17 protein-coding genes and 1 tRNA gene are annotated in these 16,874 nt (G+C 67.4%); 3 read left to right on the forward strand and 15 right to left on the reverse strand.

Translation table 11 applies throughout. From position 1 onward, the window contains the following. Positions 1–39: 39 nt before the first annotated feature. From BMZ38_RS04195 to rplM, 4 genes are all read right to left on the reverse strand, one after another. Complete coding sequence (locus BMZ38_RS04195) at positions 40–1,617, reverse strand: MASE1 domain-containing protein (protein WP_091334574.1); 1,578 nt, start codon at positions 1,615–1,617, stop codon at positions 40–42. Between the two features lie 312 nt (positions 1,618–1,929). Next, positions 1,930–2,003 (reverse strand) — tRNA-Gln (locus BMZ38_RS04200). Positions 2,004–2,055: 52 nt separating this feature from the next. After that, positions 2,056–2,448, reverse strand: a complete 393-nt coding sequence (rpsI, locus tag BMZ38_RS04205) for a 30S ribosomal protein S9 (RefSeq protein ID WP_091334577.1) — start codon at positions 2,446–2,448, stop codon at positions 2,056–2,058. A gap of 8 nt (positions 2,449–2,456) precedes the next feature. Continuing rightward, positions 2,457–2,885, reverse strand: coding sequence for a 50S ribosomal protein L13 (rplM, locus tag BMZ38_RS04210; RefSeq protein ID WP_091334580.1), 429 nt, complete (start codon positions 2,883–2,885; stop codon positions 2,457–2,459). A gap of 140 nt (positions 2,886–3,025) precedes the next feature. On the opposite strand from rplM, the gene BMZ38_RS04215 reads away from it, so the two are divergent. Together BMZ38_RS04215 and coq7 are read left to right on the forward strand one after the other, a co-directional pair. Then, a complete protein-coding gene (locus BMZ38_RS04215; RefSeq protein ID WP_245747175.1) occupies positions 3,026–4,219 on the forward strand; it encodes a (Fe-S)-binding protein in 1,194 nt (397 codons plus the stop codon). Beyond that, entirely contained in the window at positions 4,216–4,857 is a 642-nt protein-coding gene (coq7, locus tag BMZ38_RS04220; protein ID WP_091334585.1) for a 2-polyprenyl-3-methyl-6-methoxy-1,4-benzoquinone monooxygenase, read from the forward strand. The genes BMZ38_RS04215 and coq7 overlap by 4 nt, the downstream gene beginning before the upstream one ends. A 136-nt stretch (positions 4,858–4,993) precedes the next feature. Here the strand turns inward: coq7 and speD are convergent, their stop codons facing one another. After that, positions 4,994–5,779, reverse strand: coding sequence for an adenosylmethionine decarboxylase (gene speD / locus BMZ38_RS04225; protein WP_091334588.1), 786 nt, complete (start codon positions 5,777–5,779; stop codon positions 4,994–4,996). 274 nt (positions 5,780–6,053) lie between these two features. On the opposite strand from speD, the gene crp reads away from it, so the two are divergent. Then, complete coding sequence (gene crp / locus BMZ38_RS04230) at positions 6,054–6,749, forward strand: cAMP-activated global transcriptional regulator CRP (RefSeq protein ID WP_091334591.1); 696 nt, start codon at positions 6,054–6,056, stop codon at positions 6,747–6,749. Positions 6,750–6,813: 64 nt separating this feature from the next. Here crp and BMZ38_RS04235 read toward each other — a convergent pair whose 3' ends face one another. The 10 genes from BMZ38_RS04235 to BMZ38_RS04280 form a co-directional block, all read right to left on the reverse strand. Continuing rightward, a complete protein-coding gene (locus BMZ38_RS04235; protein ID WP_091334593.1) occupies positions 6,814–7,767 on the reverse strand; it encodes a bifunctional helix-turn-helix transcriptional regulator/GNAT family N-acetyltransferase in 954 nt (317 codons plus the stop codon). Positions 7,768–7,891: 124 nt separating this feature from the next. After that, a complete protein-coding gene (locus BMZ38_RS04240) occupies positions 7,892–8,566 on the reverse strand; it encodes an HAD family hydrolase (RefSeq protein ID WP_091334595.1) in 675 nt (224 codons plus the stop codon). 3 nt (positions 8,567–8,569) lie between these two features. Further along, entirely contained in the window at positions 8,570–9,364 is a 795-nt protein-coding gene (trpC, locus tag BMZ38_RS04245) for an indole-3-glycerol phosphate synthase TrpC (protein ID WP_091334597.1), read from the reverse strand. A 64-nt stretch (positions 9,365–9,428) separates the two neighbouring features. Next, positions 9,429–10,481, reverse strand: a complete 1,053-nt coding sequence (gene trpD / locus BMZ38_RS04250) for an anthranilate phosphoribosyltransferase (RefSeq protein ID WP_091334599.1) — start codon at positions 10,479–10,481, stop codon at positions 9,429–9,431. After that, positions 10,478–11,077 (reverse strand): anthranilate synthase component II, encoded by a 600-nt coding sequence (locus tag BMZ38_RS04255; protein WP_091334602.1) that lies wholly within the window; start codon positions 11,075–11,077, stop codon positions 10,478–10,480. Before BMZ38_RS04255 ends, trpD begins: the two co-directional genes overlap by 4 nt. Before the next feature lie 292 nt (positions 11,078–11,369). Next, the gene (locus tag BMZ38_RS04260) at positions 11,370–12,524 is read right to left on the reverse strand and encodes an NAD(P)/FAD-dependent oxidoreductase (protein ID WP_091334604.1); all 1,155 of its coding nucleotides are present in this window, start codon (positions 12,522–12,524) and stop codon (positions 11,370–11,372) included. Between the two features lie 69 nt (positions 12,525–12,593). Next, positions 12,594–13,853, reverse strand: coding sequence for a dicarboxylate/amino acid:cation symporter (locus tag BMZ38_RS04265; RefSeq protein ID WP_091334606.1), 1,260 nt, complete (start codon positions 13,851–13,853; stop codon positions 12,594–12,596). Next, on the reverse strand, positions 13,850–14,614 hold the full coding sequence (locus BMZ38_RS04270; protein ID WP_091334608.1) for a L,D-transpeptidase family protein: 765 nt from the start codon (positions 14,612–14,614) through the stop codon (positions 13,850–13,852). Before BMZ38_RS04270 ends, BMZ38_RS04265 begins: the two co-directional genes overlap by 4 nt. A 288-nt stretch (positions 14,615–14,902) precedes the next feature. After that, positions 14,903–15,754: a MurR/RpiR family transcriptional regulator gene (locus tag BMZ38_RS04275; protein ID WP_091334610.1), complete on the reverse strand. Its 852-nt coding sequence runs from the start codon at positions 15,752–15,754 to the stop codon at positions 14,903–14,905. Further along, entirely contained in the window at positions 15,754–16,851 is a 1,098-nt protein-coding gene (locus BMZ38_RS04280) for a dipeptide epimerase (RefSeq protein WP_091334612.1), read from the reverse strand. The genes BMZ38_RS04275 and BMZ38_RS04280 overlap by 1 nt, the downstream gene beginning before the upstream one ends. Positions 16,852–16,874 lie beyond the last annotated feature (23 nt).

The following is a 16,874-nucleotide window of genomic DNA, read 5'->3' on the forward strand; positions in this document are numbered from 1 at the left end:
TGCGACCAACCGTTGCTGCCGCCGCGAGGCGGCCCGCAGTCAGGAAAGCATGGGATCGAACAGCAACATGCTGATGCGGTTGCCGGTGCCGCGGACACGCGCATGGATCGTGCCCTCGAAAATGCCGGCGCGGTCCTTGAGCGCCCCCAGCCCCATGCCGGTCCCGCCGAGCGCCGACATGACCTCGTCCCAACGCACGCGGGCCAGCCGCTCGTAGTCCACGTCGCTGTCCACGCAAAGCACCGCCCAGCGCCGGCCACGGGACTGGCCGCAGCGCAGGCTCACGCGGATCTTGCTGACGTTGCGCTTGGAACAGGCCATGCCGATGGCTTCCGATGCCAGCCGGTAGAGCGCCATGTGGACACTGCTGGAAAGCTGCTCGACGTCGCCCTGGATGTCGCACCAGTAGACGATGCCGCCCTCGTCCAGCGCGCGGGGAATGGACCCTTCGCGCAGTGCGGCTGGCAGTCCGCGGTCCCGCCACGTCAGCGGATACAGCGAATCGGCGAGGCGGTACATCTGGTGCTGTGCCACTGCTGCCTGGCGGTAGTAGGTACGTTCGTCGTTGCCTGGCAACAGGCTGCGCATACGTCCCAGCAGCTGGGTATAGGAGGCCTGGACCGCACTGCTCATCTGCTCCAGCGCATAGGACGTCTGCCGCAGTTGCAGCTCGCCCAGGTAGACGTTCCTCTGCGCCATGGCCAATGCCAGGCGCGAGTCCATGCGCTCTTGCCTTTCCAGTTCGTGCAGCGCCGCGATGCGTGCGCCGAGCATCAGCATGGTGGTGATCGTGAAGGCGATGAAGGCTTGGGCCTGGACGGTCCCATGGTCGCGCAGGACGGGCATCGTCAGGATCACCGCAATGCTGGCCGCAGTGCCACCCACCGCAGCACCGCGCCAGCCATGGCGCAAGGACAGCCAGGCGACCGGCAGGAACATGGCCATCCGCGCGGCCTGGGTCGCATCGCCGGCGACGCCCGAAGCCAGCCATACCAGCAGTGCCAGGGCCGGCAACAGCAAAGAAATGCTTTCGAGCACCAGGCGGCTTTCCGGCACGCCTGCCAGGATCTGCCTGACCGGCTTGCCGATCAGTTCTTCGCGCACGGCAAGCACCAATGGCACCACCGTGAGGATGCCGATGTAGGAGCCGAGAAAATAGCGGCCGGCGGCTGCGCGATAGTCATAGGAGGTGTGGATGGTCGCGAGGATCAGGGCAATGGTGTCGGCGAACGTCCATACGACCGACACCAGCAGGGAACAAAGCAGCATCACGTTGATGCTCGTAATCGAGCGGGCGGGAAACAGACGCCGCTGCTCGCGACAGAAGCGCACGATCGGCATGGCCAGGCCTATCGGCGGCACCAGCATGACGGCCGACCACATCCAGCCGTACTGATCCAGGCAGGCGAGACTGATGTAGCCCAGCGGCACCAGCTCACCCACCAGCAGCGCAGGCCAGTAGCGGTAGGGCATCAGCATCAATGCACACAGGCGCAGGCCCGCGAACAACACCCAATGGGAAAAGGAAACCTCACGAAGCAGGGCGTAACCCAGGGCATAGCCGGCCGCGACGGCCAGGTGCCGAAGCCAGATTTTTTCCCAGATCCTCGTCAGCATCGTCCTTCCCCCTTGGCGCGTTCGGCCGGGTCACCCCAACCCGGCGACGCGCCCCGCGTCGGCGCGATATTCCGACAATCCAACAATTTTTTACGTGAAAAACCAGTGAAACCAATAACCTATCGGCCCCTGTCGGCCTCGCCATCCTAGCGCAAGCCAACCCCTGCGCCGTATTGTCGAGCCGTCACCGGTGTGCCCTGCGTCGCAGGATTCGTATCCGAACCCCGGGTCTGCCACCACTCTTCCGTCACCGCGAAAACTTGCCAGGAAGACGTGCAAAAAAGAGGCCCGCCAATGGCGGGCCTCTTAGGTTGGCTGGGAGACTAGGATTCGAACCTAGATAAACGGAGTCAGAGTCCGTTGTCCTACCGTTAGACGATCTCCCAAAACCCTTGGGAACGATGCGCTCTGACCCGGTGCATCGCCCCTCGAAGCCGATTAGCGCTTCGAGAACTGGGTGGCGCGGCGGGCCTTGTGCAGACCGACCTTCTTGCGCTCGACCTCGCGGGCGTCACGAGTCACGAAACCGGCCTTGCGCAGCGGCGACTTCAGGGTTTCGTCGTACTCGACCAGCGCGCGGGCGATGCCCAGGCGGATCGCGCCGGCCTGGCCGGTGATGCCGCCACCGGCGACGGTGACCTTGATGTCGAACTTGTCGGCGCTCTGGGTCAGCTCGAGCGGCTGGCGCACGATCATGCGCGAGGTCTCGCGGCCGAAGAACTGGTCGAGCGGCTTGCCGTTGACTTCGATCGCGCCGTTGCCCTTGCGCAGGAACACGCGGGCGGCGGAGGTCTTGCGACGGCCGGTGCCGTAATTCTGCTGGATAGCCATGGGTTTCCTTAGATCTCCAGCGCCTGCGGCTGCTGGGCGGTATGCGGATGTTCGGCGCCGCCGTACACCTTGAGCTTGCGGTACATCGCACGGCCCAGCGGATTCTTCGGCAGCATGCCCTTGACGGCGATCTCGATCACCCGCTCCGGGTGCGTCGCCAGCATGTCCTTCAGGCTCATGGTCTTCAGGTTGCCGACGTAGCCGGTGAAGCGGTGGTACATCTTGTCGTCCAGCTTGGCGCCGGTGACCGCGACCTTTTCGGCATTGACCACGACGATGTAGTCGCCGGTGTCCACGTGCGGAGTGAATTCCGGCTTGTGCTTGCCGCGCAGGCGACGGGCGATCTCGGTGGAGAGACGACCGAGCGTCTTGCCCGTGGCGTCGACCACGTACCAGTCGCGCTTGACGCTTTCCGGCTTGGCGCTGAACGTTTTCATTTGAAGAATACCTGTCTGCCGCCACGGGGGCGGTTAGCGGAATCGATGGAACAAAGGCGCGAGATGATAGCGGAGCCGTCATCGATCACGCAAGCCCGCCGGTCGGCCGGCTGTGAGCTGCCAATGATAGCATGCCGGTCATGCCCGAGAACAAGTCCGAGCGCCTTGCCGCACTGGCCGACCAGTGCGTGCAATGCGGCCTGTGCCTGCCCGCGTGCCCGACTTACGCGCTGGACGGTAACGAGGCCGAATCGCCGCGCGGGCGCATCGCCATCGCAGCGGCGCTGGCACGGGGGGCAGCGCCAGTGAGCGACGAGCTGCGCAAGCCGCTGGACCATTGCCTGGGCTGCCTCAGCTGCGAGCGGGTCTGCCCTGCCCAGGTGCGCTTCGGCGACCTGCTGGTGGAAACACGCGCGCTGCTCGGCCCTGCGCCGCGGCGGCCGCGCGTGCTGCTCGCTCTGACCAAGCGCCCGGCCTGGCTGCGCACGATCCGCAGGCTGGCTGGCTGGGCCTGGCTACCTCATTGGCAGGCACGCCTCTCGCGGTGGTTGCCGAGGCATTCCGCGTGGCGCGCGGCAATGGCGATGATGGCTGTGCCGCGGCAAGCCGAATCCGCTCCCACCCATTTCGCTTCCTCGCCGACGCTCGCACGCGTAGCCCTGTTCGTCGGTTGCGTAGCCAGCGTCGAGGATACCGCCGCGCAACAGGCGGCCATCGTCCTGCTCGAGGCCGCCGGCCATCCGGTCACCCGGCTGCCTGCCTCGTGTTGTGGTGCACTGGACGCCCATGGTGGCCTGGCGGATGCGGCCGTGCGCGCCATGCAGCGCGTCCGGGACGCCTGGCAGGCCAGCGGCGCCTCGATGCTGGTGACGGTCACGCCCGGTTGCATCGGCCAGTTGCGCACCGCCCTGCCCGGCGTGCCGGTAACCGACCCCTACGCGCTGCTTGCGGCGCAGGCCGGGCGATTCCAGTTCGATCCGCTGCCCCTGCACGTCGCGCTGCACCTGCCTTGCACACAGGTCAACGTCGCGCGCAGCGACGAAGCGTTGCGGTCCCTGCTCAGGCGCGTACCGGCATTGGAAATCGTGCCGCTGCCGCCCGGCTGCTGCGGTGCAGCCGGCAGCCACATGCTGGAATTCCCCGAGCGCGCTGCATCGTTGCGGGCGCCTGTGCTCGAGGCCATGAATGCGCTGGCGCCACAGGCTTTGCTGTCGTCCAATATCGGCTGCCGGTTGCACTTGGCCGCGGGCCTTGCCGAGCAAGACCGGGCGGTTCCAACCCTGCATCCGCTGGTGCTGCTCGCGCAGCAACTTGCCCATGGAAGTCCATCATGAACGTACGCACGCTCTCTCCGCTCGACCGCCTGCTTGCCGGTGTCGAGCGCGCCCTCGAAACCGTGGCCGGCGCGCCGGAAGCGACCCGCCCTTCACCCGCAGGCCCGCTGGAGGAAGCCACGCTGGACGAGCAGGAGCGCCGGCATGCTGCCGGCCTGATGCGCGTGAACCACACCGGTGAGGTCTGCGCCCAGGCGCTTTACGACGGCCAGGCCGCACTGGCGCGGGACGGCGGCACTCGCCTCCACCTGCAGCACGCGGCCGACGAGGAAACCGACCACCTCGCCTGGTGCGCGCAACGCCTGCGCGAACTGGACAGCCGCCCGAGCCTGCTCAATGCGTTGTGGTACGCCGGCAGCTACGCCATCGGCGCCGCCGCTGCACTGGTCGGCGACAGGGTCAGCCTGGGTTTCGTGGTGGAGACCGAGCGCCAGGTGGAGGCGCACCTGGAAGACCACCTGCAGCGCCTGCCGCCGCAGGACGAACGCTCGCGCGCCGTGCTCGTTCAAATGCAGGCTGACGAAACGCGCCATGCGGACGAGGCCAAGGCGCGCGGCGGCATCGATCTGCCCTTCCCGGTTCCCGGGTTGATGCACCTGAGTTCGCTGGTGATGAAGAGCATCGCCTATCGCATCTGATGCCCGCGGCGGGGCCCACGGGTGATGCGGTCGCGCTGGCGTCGTTCGCGACATCACCATCGGCAGCCGGACACCGGCACGGCAGATTGGCGGACATGCCCCCAACGAAAAACCCCGCCGGGCGGCGGGGCTTTCGTCACATCAGGTTGCGGCCGTGGAACAGTTCCTCGATCTCGCGCTTGAGCAGCGACTCGATGCGCTGGCGCTCCTTGAACGACAGATCGTCCGCGTGCGCCTCGAACAGGTAGGTGTCCAGGTCGAAGTCCTTGATGTGCATCTTCGTGTGGAAGATGTTCTCCTGGTAAACGTTGACGTCGAACATCTCGTACTTCTGGCGGATGTGGCGCGCCAGGTAGTCCTGCACCGAGTTGATCTTGTGGTCGATGAAGTGCTTCTTGCCCTTGACGTCGCGGGTGAAGCCGCGCACGCGGTAGTCGCACACAACGATGTCCGACTCGAAGCTGTCGATCAGGTAGTTCAGGGCCTTCAGCGGCGAGATCACGCCACAGGTGGCCACGTCGATGTCCGCGCGGAAGGTCGCGATGCCGTTGTGCGGATGCGTTTCCGGGTAGGTATGGACGGTGATGTGGCTCTTGTCCATGTGCGCCACCACGGCGCCGGAAATGGTGTCGCGGCCAAGCTTCTCCACCACCGGCTCTTCGGAGATGAGGATCGTGACCGAAGCACCCTGCGGATCGTAATCCTGGCGCGCGATGTTGAGGATGTTCGCGCCGATGATCTCCGCCACGTCAGTGAGGATCTGCGTGAGGCGGTCGGCGTCGTACTGCTCGTCGATGTACTCGATGTAGCGCTGGCGCTGGTCTTCGGACACTGCGTAGCAGATGTCGTAGATGTTGAAGCTCAGGGCCTTGGTCAGGTTGTTGAAGCCCTGCAGGCGCAGGCGCGGGAGCGGTTTCACCACGGCGACTCTCCATGGCCGGGACACGGCCAGCAGATGAGGCGGGTTAGCAGCAAGGGTCCCCGCGAAGGAAAAAAGACGCGCCAGGACCCTTATCCTGCGCGACCTGAAGTTCCGGCCGAAGCGCAGCCTGGCCGAAGGACTGCGAAGTATGCGGCAAAACCCGGAAAAACAGAACTCACGTGCGCCTTGTCGCGCCATCTCTTGATCAGGCGAGACACGTGTTGCATGGTAACGCCTTGGCGGCAGCGCCGTGGCTCACCAGCGGGAATCCAACGTGGCGCAACTCAAATACCAACTTCAGCAGGCTTTCGAACGGTCCCAGGCGCCCCTGAGCTTCGCGCCCGACCCGGCATCGATGGAACGCTTCCTGGCGCTGTGCCATCGTCGGCGCTATCCGGGCAAGACCGCGATCATCCGCCCTGGCGATCCGGCCAACACGCTCTACTACATCATCGAGGGCTCGCTCGCGGTCTGCACCGAGGACGAGCAGGGCCGTGAGCTGATCCTGGCCTACCTCAACCGCGGCCAGTTCATCGGCGAAATGGGCCTGTTCGTCGAACAGGCGCAGCGCGAGTCGATCGTGCGCAGCCGCACGCCGTGCGAAATGGCCGAGATCAGCTACGAGCGACTGTTCCAGCTGATGGAAGGTCCGCTGCGCGAGGAGTGCCCGAAGATCCTCTTCGCGATCGGCTCGCAGCTGACCAACCGCCTGTTGCGCACCTCGCGCCAGGTCAGCCGCATGGCCTTCATGGACGTCACCAACCGCATCTCGCGCACGCTGCTGGACCTGTGCCAGGAGCCGGACGCGATGACCCATCCGGAAGGCACCCAGATCCGCATCTCCCGCCAGGAAGTCAGCCGTATCGTCGGCTGCTCGCGCGAAATGGTCGGCCGCGTGCTCAAGCAGCTCGAGGAACAGGGCATGATCAACGTGTCCGGCAAGACCATCGTGGTGCGTGGCACGCGCTGAAGCTGCGCCACTGGTTTTCTGGGCGTGACCATGCAGCCGCACCGCCGACGGTGCGACCGCATGGTCACGTCTGCGGCTGGTAGATCATGTAGACGTCTGCCCGCTCGTAGTGCGAACCCGGACGCACCGACGGCTGCATCACGAAGCCGGCCTTCTGGTACATCCGCAGCGCGGTCTGCAGACGGCTGTTGGACTCCAGGAACAGCATCCGGCCGTCGCGGCGGTGGAATTCGGCGATGCACGCGTCGAGCAGGCGCCTGCCCGCGCCCAGTCCGCGGAAGGTCTCGTCCACGCCCATCTTGGTGAGCTCGAATATGCCCGGCGATTCCTGCAGCAAGGCGCAGGTACCGATGACCTCGTCGCCGAGGCGCGCGAAGAAGATCGCGCCACCCGGCTGCAGGATGTGGCGCTCCGGCTCGCTGAGCACGGCGCGATCAATCTCCTCGAGCTGGAAATGACGCTCCAGCCACTGCGCATTCAGGCGGTAGAAGTCACCGCGCAACGCCGGCGCGTAAGGCACGATCTGCAGCGGCGCCGCCTTGATGGCGGCATGCTCTGCCAGGATCGCCTCCGCCACCGGACGATCCTGCAGCGCACGCTCGCATGCCGCGATGGCATCCAGCAGATGCGCGGCATGCTCATCCAGCGAGGCATTCACGCCGCGCCGCACGGCGCACCAGATGGGCCCGAGCGTGGAGAGCGCGCCGCGCGCCTTGTCGGTAAGTGCCAGCACCGTGCGCCGGCCATCGGCCGGGTCGCGCCGGCGCCGGACCATGCCGGCGCGGACCAGCTTGTCGGTAAGCTGGCTCACCGCCGAATGGGTCTGGCCGATCGCATTGGCCACGTCGGTCACCGTGCTGGGACCTGCGTCCCACAGATAGCGCAGCACCGGCAGCCAACGCGACTCGATGGGCGCACCGAGCGTGCGGTATACCTCGTCCGCGGCTCCGTAGAAGTGGTCGCTGAGGGCCTTCAGGCGGCTGCCGAGGGCCAGCTTGCCGAGGGATGCCAGATACATGGATCGCGCCGCGGTTAAAATATGTAAGCGCTAACGTATTCTGGAAAAGCGATCCCCGCAAGCCTCTCGCGAGCCCGGAGGGAAGCAACCAAGCATGTGGCATCGGCCGGTTCGCCGCAGACTCTCAGCGCCAGGCCACCCGCTCGAGCGTCCGCCCGAGCGCCCGCTCCATTCGCTTGCAAAGCTTCGGCGTGCCGTTGACCAGAACGGGTTCGGCCGCCGCTCGCAGCATGTGCAGGTCATGCAGCGAATCGCCGTAGGCGCGCCGCCAGGCCGGCACGCCGTGCGCGGTGAGCGCGGTGAGCTTGCCGGCGCCGACGTTGTGGTATGCGACGCGCAGGCCCAATGCGCCGCGCCTGAGCCGCGACGCGACCAGCTCCACCCCGGCAAGGCCCAGCTGGGCGAGCAGGCTTTCGACCAACGTGTGCTCGCAGCCGGTCACCACGATCACCCGTTCGCCCGCAGCCTGGTGCCGGCGCAGCGTACGCACGCCGTCACGACAGAAGTGGCCGGGGCGGCGCACCAGCTCGGCGGCAAAGGCATTGACGGTAGCGCGATAGCGCTTTTCGTCCAGGCCCAACAGGGCGATGTGCACCAGCGGGCGCTGCAGCCGGCGCGTGAGCGGCCACAGCAACAGCAGCCAGGGCAGTGCCAGCAGGGCCAGCAGCTTGCGCCAGGCCGAACGTGCATAGCGCTCGCGCACGAACAGCTCGAAGGTATCGGCGTGGGTCAGCACGCCATCGAAATCGAAGAGCACGACCGGCGGTACACCGGCGGCCGCGGTTTCCTGCCCTTCCATGCGTCAGGCCGCGAACAACCGATCGAGCGCCTGGCCCGGATCCTCGGCCCGCATGAACGCCTCGCCGACCAGGAACGCGTGGATGCCCGCCGCGCGCAGGCGCGCCACGTCTTCGCGCGTGTGGATTCCCGATTCGGCCACCAGCACGCGGTCATCGCCCGCCATGCGCGGCTCGAGCGCCAGCGAGGTGTCCAGGCTGGTTTCGAAGGTGCGAAGGTTGCGGTTGTTGACGCCAATCAGCGGGACCGGCAGCGCCAGCGCACGCTCCAGCTCGTCACCGTCGTGCACCTCGCACAGCACGTCCATGTCGAGCTCGGCAGCCAGCAGCGAGAGCTCGAGCAGCGCCGCATCGTCCAGCGCCGCCACGATCAGCAGAATGCAATCGGCGCCGATCGCGCGCGCCTCGTACACCTGATAGGGATCGATCACGAAGTCCTTGCGCAGCACCGGCAAGGCACAGGCTTCGTGCGCCTGCCTCAGGTAGTCCTCGCTGCCCTGGAAGAAATCGCAGTCGGTCAACACCGACAGGCAGGCCGCACCGCCGCAGGCGTAGCTGCGCGCGATGGCGGCGGGGTCGAAGTTCGCACGGATCACCCCCTTGCTGGGGCTGGCCTTCTTGACCTCGGCGATCACCGCCGGCAGGCCAGCGGCGAGCTTGTCCTCGATGGCGGCGGCAAAGCCGCGGGTGGGCGGCAGGTCCCCGATGCGCGAGGAAAGCTCGGCCAGCGGCAGCGAGGCGCTGCGCTCGGCGATTTCCTCGACCTTGCGGGCGAGGATGCGTTGAAGGATGTCGGTCATGGCGTCGAACGGTAGGAGCGCACCTGTGCGCGAAAAGCCAACGGAGCGGCAACGCCGGTGCCGCTTACGACGAACCGGCCAGCCTGCGCGTGGCAGCAACGAACTCGGTCATTTTCGCATGGGCGGCGCCGCTGGCGATGGTCTGGCGCGCCAGCACGATGCCTTCGTCGATGTCGCCCGCCACCCCGGCGGTGTAGAGCGCCGCGCCGGCGTTGAGGCAGACGATGTCGTGCGCGACACCGGGCCGGGCGCCCAGCGCGTCGAGCAGCATGGCGCGCGACTCGTCCACGCTTTCCACGCGGAGGTTGCGGCTGGAGGCCATCGCCAGGCCGAAATCCTCCGGCTCGATCTCGTACTCGCGCACCTCGCCGCCGTGCAGCTCGCCGACCAGCGTGGCCGCGCCCAGCGAGATTTCGTCCATGCCATCGCGGCCCCACACCACCATGGCGTGGCGCGCGCCCAGCGCCTGCAGCACCCGCACCTGGATGCCGACCAGGTCGGGGTGGAACACGCCCATCAGGATGTTCGGCGCGCCGGCCGGGTTGGTCAGCGGACCGAGGATGTTGAACAGCGTGCGCACCCCCATCTCCTTGCGTACCGGCGCGACGACCTTCATCGCCGGATGATGGTTGGGTGCGAACATGAAGCCGATGCCGGTCTCCTCCATGCAGCGGGCGACCTGTTCCGGCGCAAGGTCGATCACCGCGCCGAGCGCCTCCAGCACGTCGGCGCTGCCGGACTTGGACGACACGCTGCGCCCGCCGTGCTTGGCCACACGCGCACCGGCCGCCGCCGCGACGAACATCGAAGCGGTGGAAATGTTGAAGCTCGAGGCGCCATCGCCACCGGTGCCGACGATGTCGAGGAAGTGCGGGTGCGCCGGCGCTTCGACCTTGGCCGAAAGTTCGCGCATCACCCGCGCGGCACCGGTGATCTCGCCCACGGTCTCCTTCTTCACGCGCAGGCCGGTGATGATCGCCGCGGTCATCAGCGGGCTTACCTCGCCGCGCATGATCTGGCGCATCAGCGCGATCATCTCGTCGTGGAAGATTTCACGGTGTTCGATGGTGCGCTGGAGTGCTTCCTGCGGCGTGATCGAAATTTCGCGCGGGCTCATGCCGCCAGCTTCCGCCGCGGCAGGCCGAGGAAGTTGGCCAGCATGTCGTGGCCGTACTGGGTGAGAATCGACTCGGGGTGGAACTGCACGCCCTCGACCGGCAGCGTCCTGTGGCGCAGCCCCATGATCTCGTCGAGCGAGCCGTCTGCATGCTCCGTCCAGGCGGTCACTTCCAGGCATTCGGGCAGTGAGCCCTGCTCGACCACCAGCGAGTGGTAGCGCGTCGCCTCGAACGGATCGGGCAGGCCGGCAAACACGCCCTGCCCGCGATGGCGGACCGGCGAAGTCTTGCCATGCATGATCTGCTTGGCGCGGATCACCCTGCCGCCGAATGCCTGGCCGATCGCCTGGTGGCCCAGGCACACCCCGAACACCGGAATCTCGCCGGCGAGCTCGCGCAGCACCGCCAGCGATACGCCCGCGTCGTCTGGCGTGCCCGGCCCGGGCGAAATCATGATGTGCGCAGGCTTGAGCGCGCGGATGCCCGCCACGTCCAGCGCATCGTTGCGCACCACCTTCACCTCCTGCCCCAACTCTCCCAGGTACTGGACGAGGTTGAAGGTAAAGCTGTCGTAATTGTCGATCATCAGGAGCATGGTGGGCACGCAGATAAGCCGGGCGAATCGTCATGATAGCCCGCCCCGGCAACCGGTGCCTCGGCCACTGCCGTCAGCAACGGACGTCCATACGGCAAGCCTCTCCCGTGAGTCGGCCCGTCGCAGCGCACTGAACGCCCACCCGCGCCAGGCTGCCTGGCACGAAACGCGTGGCCCTGCCACGCCGGCGGCGTCCGCTGCCTTGCCAGGACTGCGACGGTATCCCACTGCCATCGAACGGCTGGTGCCACCTCACCACCGGCGGCGCCCGACCAGCTCCCGTCAGCCTTTGTTACGGAGCCGACACCGCGGCGACGGAGTGCAGCCGGTGCGGGCTGAGCAGGGCGGCCGACAGGCCCGCATCCACCAGGTGGCCGGGCAACGGCCGCCCGAGCGCCAGGTTCGCGCACGACTCGCCCATGGCGGCACTGGTCTGGATGCCGTAGCCGCCCTGGGCGGCGACCCAAAAGAAGCCGGGCGCGTCGGGAGCGAAGCCACCGACCAGGTCGCCGTCGGCGACGAAGGAGCGCAGGCCGGCCCAGGTGCGGGTCGGACGGCGGATCTCCATGGTGGTCGCCTGCTCGATGTTGTGGATGCCCAGCGCGATGTCGTACTCCTCCGGCTGCACGTCGTGCGGATCGACCGGGTCGGCGTTGGCAGCCGAGCCGAGCAGCAGGCCGGCGTCGGGCTTGAAGTAGAACGTCTCGGCGATATCGCAGACGAACGGCCAGCGATGTATGTCCACGCCGGTGGGCGGTTCGAACACGAACGCCGAGCGGCGTTTGGGCTGCAGGCCCAGCGGCGCCACGCCCGCCATTCGCGCGACCTGGTCGGCCCAGGCGCCGGCGGCATCGAGCAGCAGCGGTGCGCGGTAGAGCGTTTCGCCGGCTTCGACCTCCCAGCCGGCGGCCGTGCGTTCGATCGCGCGGATCGCCACGTCCAGGCGCAACTGCCCGCCGCGCGCGCGCAGTTCGCGCAGGAAGCCCTGGTGCAGTTCGTTGACGTCGATGTCCGCGGCGCCAGGCTCGTGCATGCCGATCGCGGCCGCCTCCGGTCGCAGCACTGGCACCGCCGCGCGCAGACGGGCGGCATCGTGCAGTTCGAGATCGCGCGTGTACGGCAGGATCGCCTCGTATTCGGCGCGCACGCGGTCGGCATCTTCGGCCGTACCGATTACGGTGGCGCCGCGCGGCGTCAGTATCGGCGAACGGGCAAAGCCTTCCGGCGGGCTGACCAGGAACGGCCGCGTCGCGCGGGTCAGCGCGCGCACCTGCGGCGAGCCGTAGGTCTCGCTGAAGAGCGCCGCCGAGCGGCCGGTGGAGTGCATGCCGGCGTAGCTCTCGCGTTCCAGTACCAGCACGCGTGCGTGCGGCGCGAGGAAATAGGCCACCGAGGCGCCGGCCATGCCGGCGCCGATCACGATCACGTCGGTTTCGATCGATTGCATGCGCGGATTCGTCTCAAGTGTTCCCTCCCCTGTTGGGGGAGAGGTCGGGGAAGGTTGTGCGTGGTCGGGTTACCTCTCGCCCGCTTCCTGCGCCGGAACCACGTCGCGCGATTGCCGCGCCACCACACTGGTGGCGGTGACGTCGGCGGTGACGTTGCCCAGCGTGGCAAAGGCGTCGGGCAAAGTGTCGACCGCCAGCATCAGGCCCAGCGGGCCGACCGGCAGGCCCATCGACTGCGCCACCGGCAGGTTGGTGGCGATGAAGGTCACCGCGCCAGGCAGGCCCACCGAGCCCAGGCTGATCACCACCGCCAGTACCGCGCCGGCGATCAGCTGGCTGGCGGACAGGTCGACACCGTAAGCCCAGGCAATGAACGCGGCCGAGGTCAGGTATTGCACCGGGCTGGTCAGGCGGCACAGCGTGACCGCCATCGGAAGCACCAGGGCGTTGACCTGCTTCGGATAGCCCAGCCTCTGCTCGGCGCTTTCCAGCATCGCCGGCAGCGAGGCGAGCGAGGACTGCGTGCTGATCGCCACCGCCTGGGGCGGCAGCAATGCGGCGACGAAGCGGCTGAATTTCTCGCCGCCCCAGAACACCGCCACGCCGTACATCATCGCGGTGACCGCCAGGTAGAGCAGGATCTCCGCCAGCACGTACACGCCCAGCGCGCTCAGCATGCTAAGCCCCGAGCGTGCGCACACCCCCAGGATCAGCGCGAACACGCCCAGCGGCGCCACCCACAGCACCCAGCGCACGACCACGATCATCGCGTCGGCGATCGCCTGGAAGAACTCCACCAGCATGCTGCGGCGCGCGGGCGCGATGCGCGTCAATGCGAAGCCCAGGAACAATGCGAATACCACCAGCGGCACCATCGCGCTCTGCGCGGCGGCCATGATGGCGTTGCTGGGAATCATCGCGATCAGCGATGCCGACCAGCTCACAGGAGCGGTCCGCGCAGCGCCGCTCACCACCGCGTGGTCCAGTGCGCTGCGCAAGGCCGGGTTGTGCGGGAACAGCGAGAACAGCGCTGGCGCAGCGGCGGCGGTAAACAGCGCACCGAGCAGCAGCAACAGGATGAACACCACGATCGCGCGCCGCGCGATGCGGCCGGACGCGGCGGCGTCGGTCGCCGTGTTGACGCCGACCACCACCAGCGCCAGCACCAGCGGCACGACGGTCATCTGCAGCGCGTTCAGCCACAGCTTGCCGACCGGCTGGACGATGTCGGCCACCTGCGTGGCGACGAGCGGATTCCAGGCCGCCAGCGCCAGGCCGAGGATGGCGCCGGCAGCCAGGCCGCCCAGCACGCGTGCGGTAGGACTCATCGGGCGACTCCGCCCAGCACGGGCAGATGCCACTGGCCCTGCAGCTTGGCGTAAGCAGGCGTGGGCAGCAGCACGAACACCGGATGCTCCTCCGGGCGCAGCCACGCGAGCAGGCGATGCATCAGCGAAGGCGTCATGGCCGTGCAGCCGGTGGTGGCGTCCACCGGCGAATTCCACAGATGGGCGAAGATGCAGCTTCCGCCCAGCGGTCGTTGCTGCCTGTTGTGCTCGATCACGAAGCCCTGGCGATAGCGCTGGTCGCCGTGCACGTGGATGTCGCGGCGCATGGGTTCGGTGGAACCCTCGACCGCTTTCTCGCCCACCACCTTGGCATCGACGATGCGGTTGTACTGCGGCGAGCCGCTGACGTCGACGCAGTAGTCGGTGGCGCTCAGCGCGCGGTACGGCATCGCCGTGTCCGCCTTGGCGGCGTAGCCGAACGCCTCGCCGATGTCGAACACGCCGGCCGGGCTGCGCAGGTCGCCTTCGCGCTTGACCGGGCCGTCGTGGCGGGCAGCGTTGAGCCCGAGCCCCCAGCCGGCGCCGGCCCTGCCGATCGTGACCGGGGCTGGCTGGCCGATTTCCTTCCAGCCATCGGCGGTGCGCGCGTAGGTGCGCAAGGTGCCGTGGTCGACGTTCCAGCCGGGCGTGGTGACGACGACCATCTGGCGGGCGTCCGACCAGGCGGTGGTTTCGTCCGTGGCGGCGAAGGCGCTGCCGGCAAAGGCGAGCGCGAGAGTCAGCAGCACGCAATTGCGCATGGATACTCCTGAGGTAAACGGGTGGGTTCCCTTCGACTTCGCTTCGCTACGCTCAGCGCGAACGGTTTCTGGTGACCATGGCCGTTCACGCTGAGCGTGGGCCGCAGGCCGAAGTCGAAGCGCCTGCCATAAGCCCCGGGGGCAAATCCCTCTCCCCTCGGCAGAGGATGCCGACCAGGCGGGTGAGGGTTCGGGCGAAGCGGGGTATGCGCGGCCGAGCCCTCCCCCAAGCCCTTTCCCGAGGGAGAGGGGCCCAGAAGCAAGAGTGCGGACGTCGGGACGCCCAACTCAGGGCTCCAGCATCAGCTGGATGCGGTCGAGGTTGGCGAGCAGCTGCGCATGGCGGTCGTCCTGGCCTTCGCACAGCAGCACGAACACGCAGTCGAGCAGGTGCTGCAGTGCCGACTGGTAGAGCAGCGGCTGGATGTACGGCCGCTCGTCGTGCGCGCTGACCAGCAACTGCATGTCGGCCAGCGTGCGCAACGGGTTGGCGGTGTGCCGGGTGACGGTAATCACCTGCCCGCGCCGTTCGCGGAAATAGCGCGCGATCTTGCACAGCGCCGGATGGTTGCCGTGCTCGGAGAACACCAGCAGCACGTCGCCAGCACCGGCCGCCGACACATTGGCAGTCATCCGTGCCGTGTCAAAGTTGTGCACGGTGAGGATGCCCAGCAGCGACAGCCGCAGCGCGAAGTTGCGCGCGTAGATGTCGTCCTCGCCCAGGCCAATCATGAAAACCTTGCCCGCGCGCCCGGCCTGTTCGATCGCCGCGGCAATGGCGTGGATCACTTCCGGCGGATTGATCAGCCGGGTGGCCTCCTCCGCCTCGGACTTGCGCCGCCACAGCGCGCCTGGGCCTTCCTCGCCGCTCTCGCCGGCCCGCGCCAGCGCGGGCGCGTCACCGTTGTCGGCGCGGGCGATCGCCTCGCTGACCGAGTACTTGAGATCTGGATATCCCTTGAATCCCAGCTTCTGGGTGAACTTGACCACGCTGGACTGGCTGATGCCCAGGGCATTGGCCAGCTGTTGCGAGGAGTAGTCGCGCAACAGGTGCGCGTTTTCCAGGATGAAGTCGGCCACACGCCGCTCGACCGCCGACATCTGGTCGCGTTCCGAGCGGATTTTGACCAGCGGCGACATCAGTCGTCGATCCTCTCCAGGCCCCGGATCTCGCGGATGCCGAGGCCTGGGGCGTCGGTCACGGAGATTTCCGATTCATTGAAGATTACCCCACCGTCGACCGGGTTGAACTGCGCCAGCGACGGCCCGTCCAGGTCGATCTTGCTGATCGCGTCGGCGCGCGCCACCGCCACGTGCACGGCGGCCGCCACGCTGATCGAGGTCTCCAGCATGCAGCCGATCATGCAGTCGATGCCGTGCAGCTGCGCGATGTCGGCGATCTTGATCGCGTTGGAGATGCCGCCGGTCTTCATCAGCTTGATGTTGATGATGTCGGCCGCGCGCATGCGGATCAGCTCGATCACCTCCATCGGGCCGAACACGCTCTCGTCGGCCATCACCGGCGTGTGCACGCGCTCGGTGACGTAGCGCATGCCTTCGAGGTCGCGCGCCTTGACCGGCTGCTCGACCAGTTCCAGCTTGATGCCGGCCTCTTCCAGCGTCTGCAGCGCGTAGACCGCCTGCTTGGCGGTCCAGCCCTGGTTGGCGTCCAGGCGCAGCAGCGCGCGACCCTCGACCGCCGCGTAGATCGCCTTGACCCGATCGATGTCGACGCCGATGTCCTTGCCGACCTTGATCTTCAGCGACTCGAACCCGCGCTCCACCGCGGCCACCGAATCGGCCACCATCTTGTCGATGTAGTCCACGCTGATGGTGATGTCGGTGGTGATCACCGGATCGCCACCGCCCAGCAGCTTGTACAGCGGCGCGCCGTAGAGCTGGCCCCACAGGTCGTAGATGGCGATCTCCACCGCCGCCTTGGCGCTGGAGTTCTTCTCCATCGAGCCCTGCACCAGGTGGGTGAGGCGGTTGAGGTTGGCGATCTCCTGCCCGATCAGCCGCGGCGAGATGTAGTGGCGGATGGCATCGACGATCGAGCCGTGCGTGTCGCCGGTGATCACCGCGGTGGCCGGCGCCTCGCCATAGCCGACCTGGCCGGTGTCGGTGTGCACCATCACCACGATGTCTTCCACCTGGTTGACGGTGCGCAGCGCGGTCTTGAAGGGTGTCTTCAAGGGCACCCGCAGCATGCCGAACTGGATGTCTGTGATCTTCATGGGTTGTCGGTCTTGTGTTGTCC

This window comes from Frateuria terrea, from assembly GCF_900115705.1.
Lineage (GTDB): Bacteria > Pseudomonadota > Gammaproteobacteria > Xanthomonadales > Rhodanobacteraceae > Frateuria_A > Frateuria_A terrea.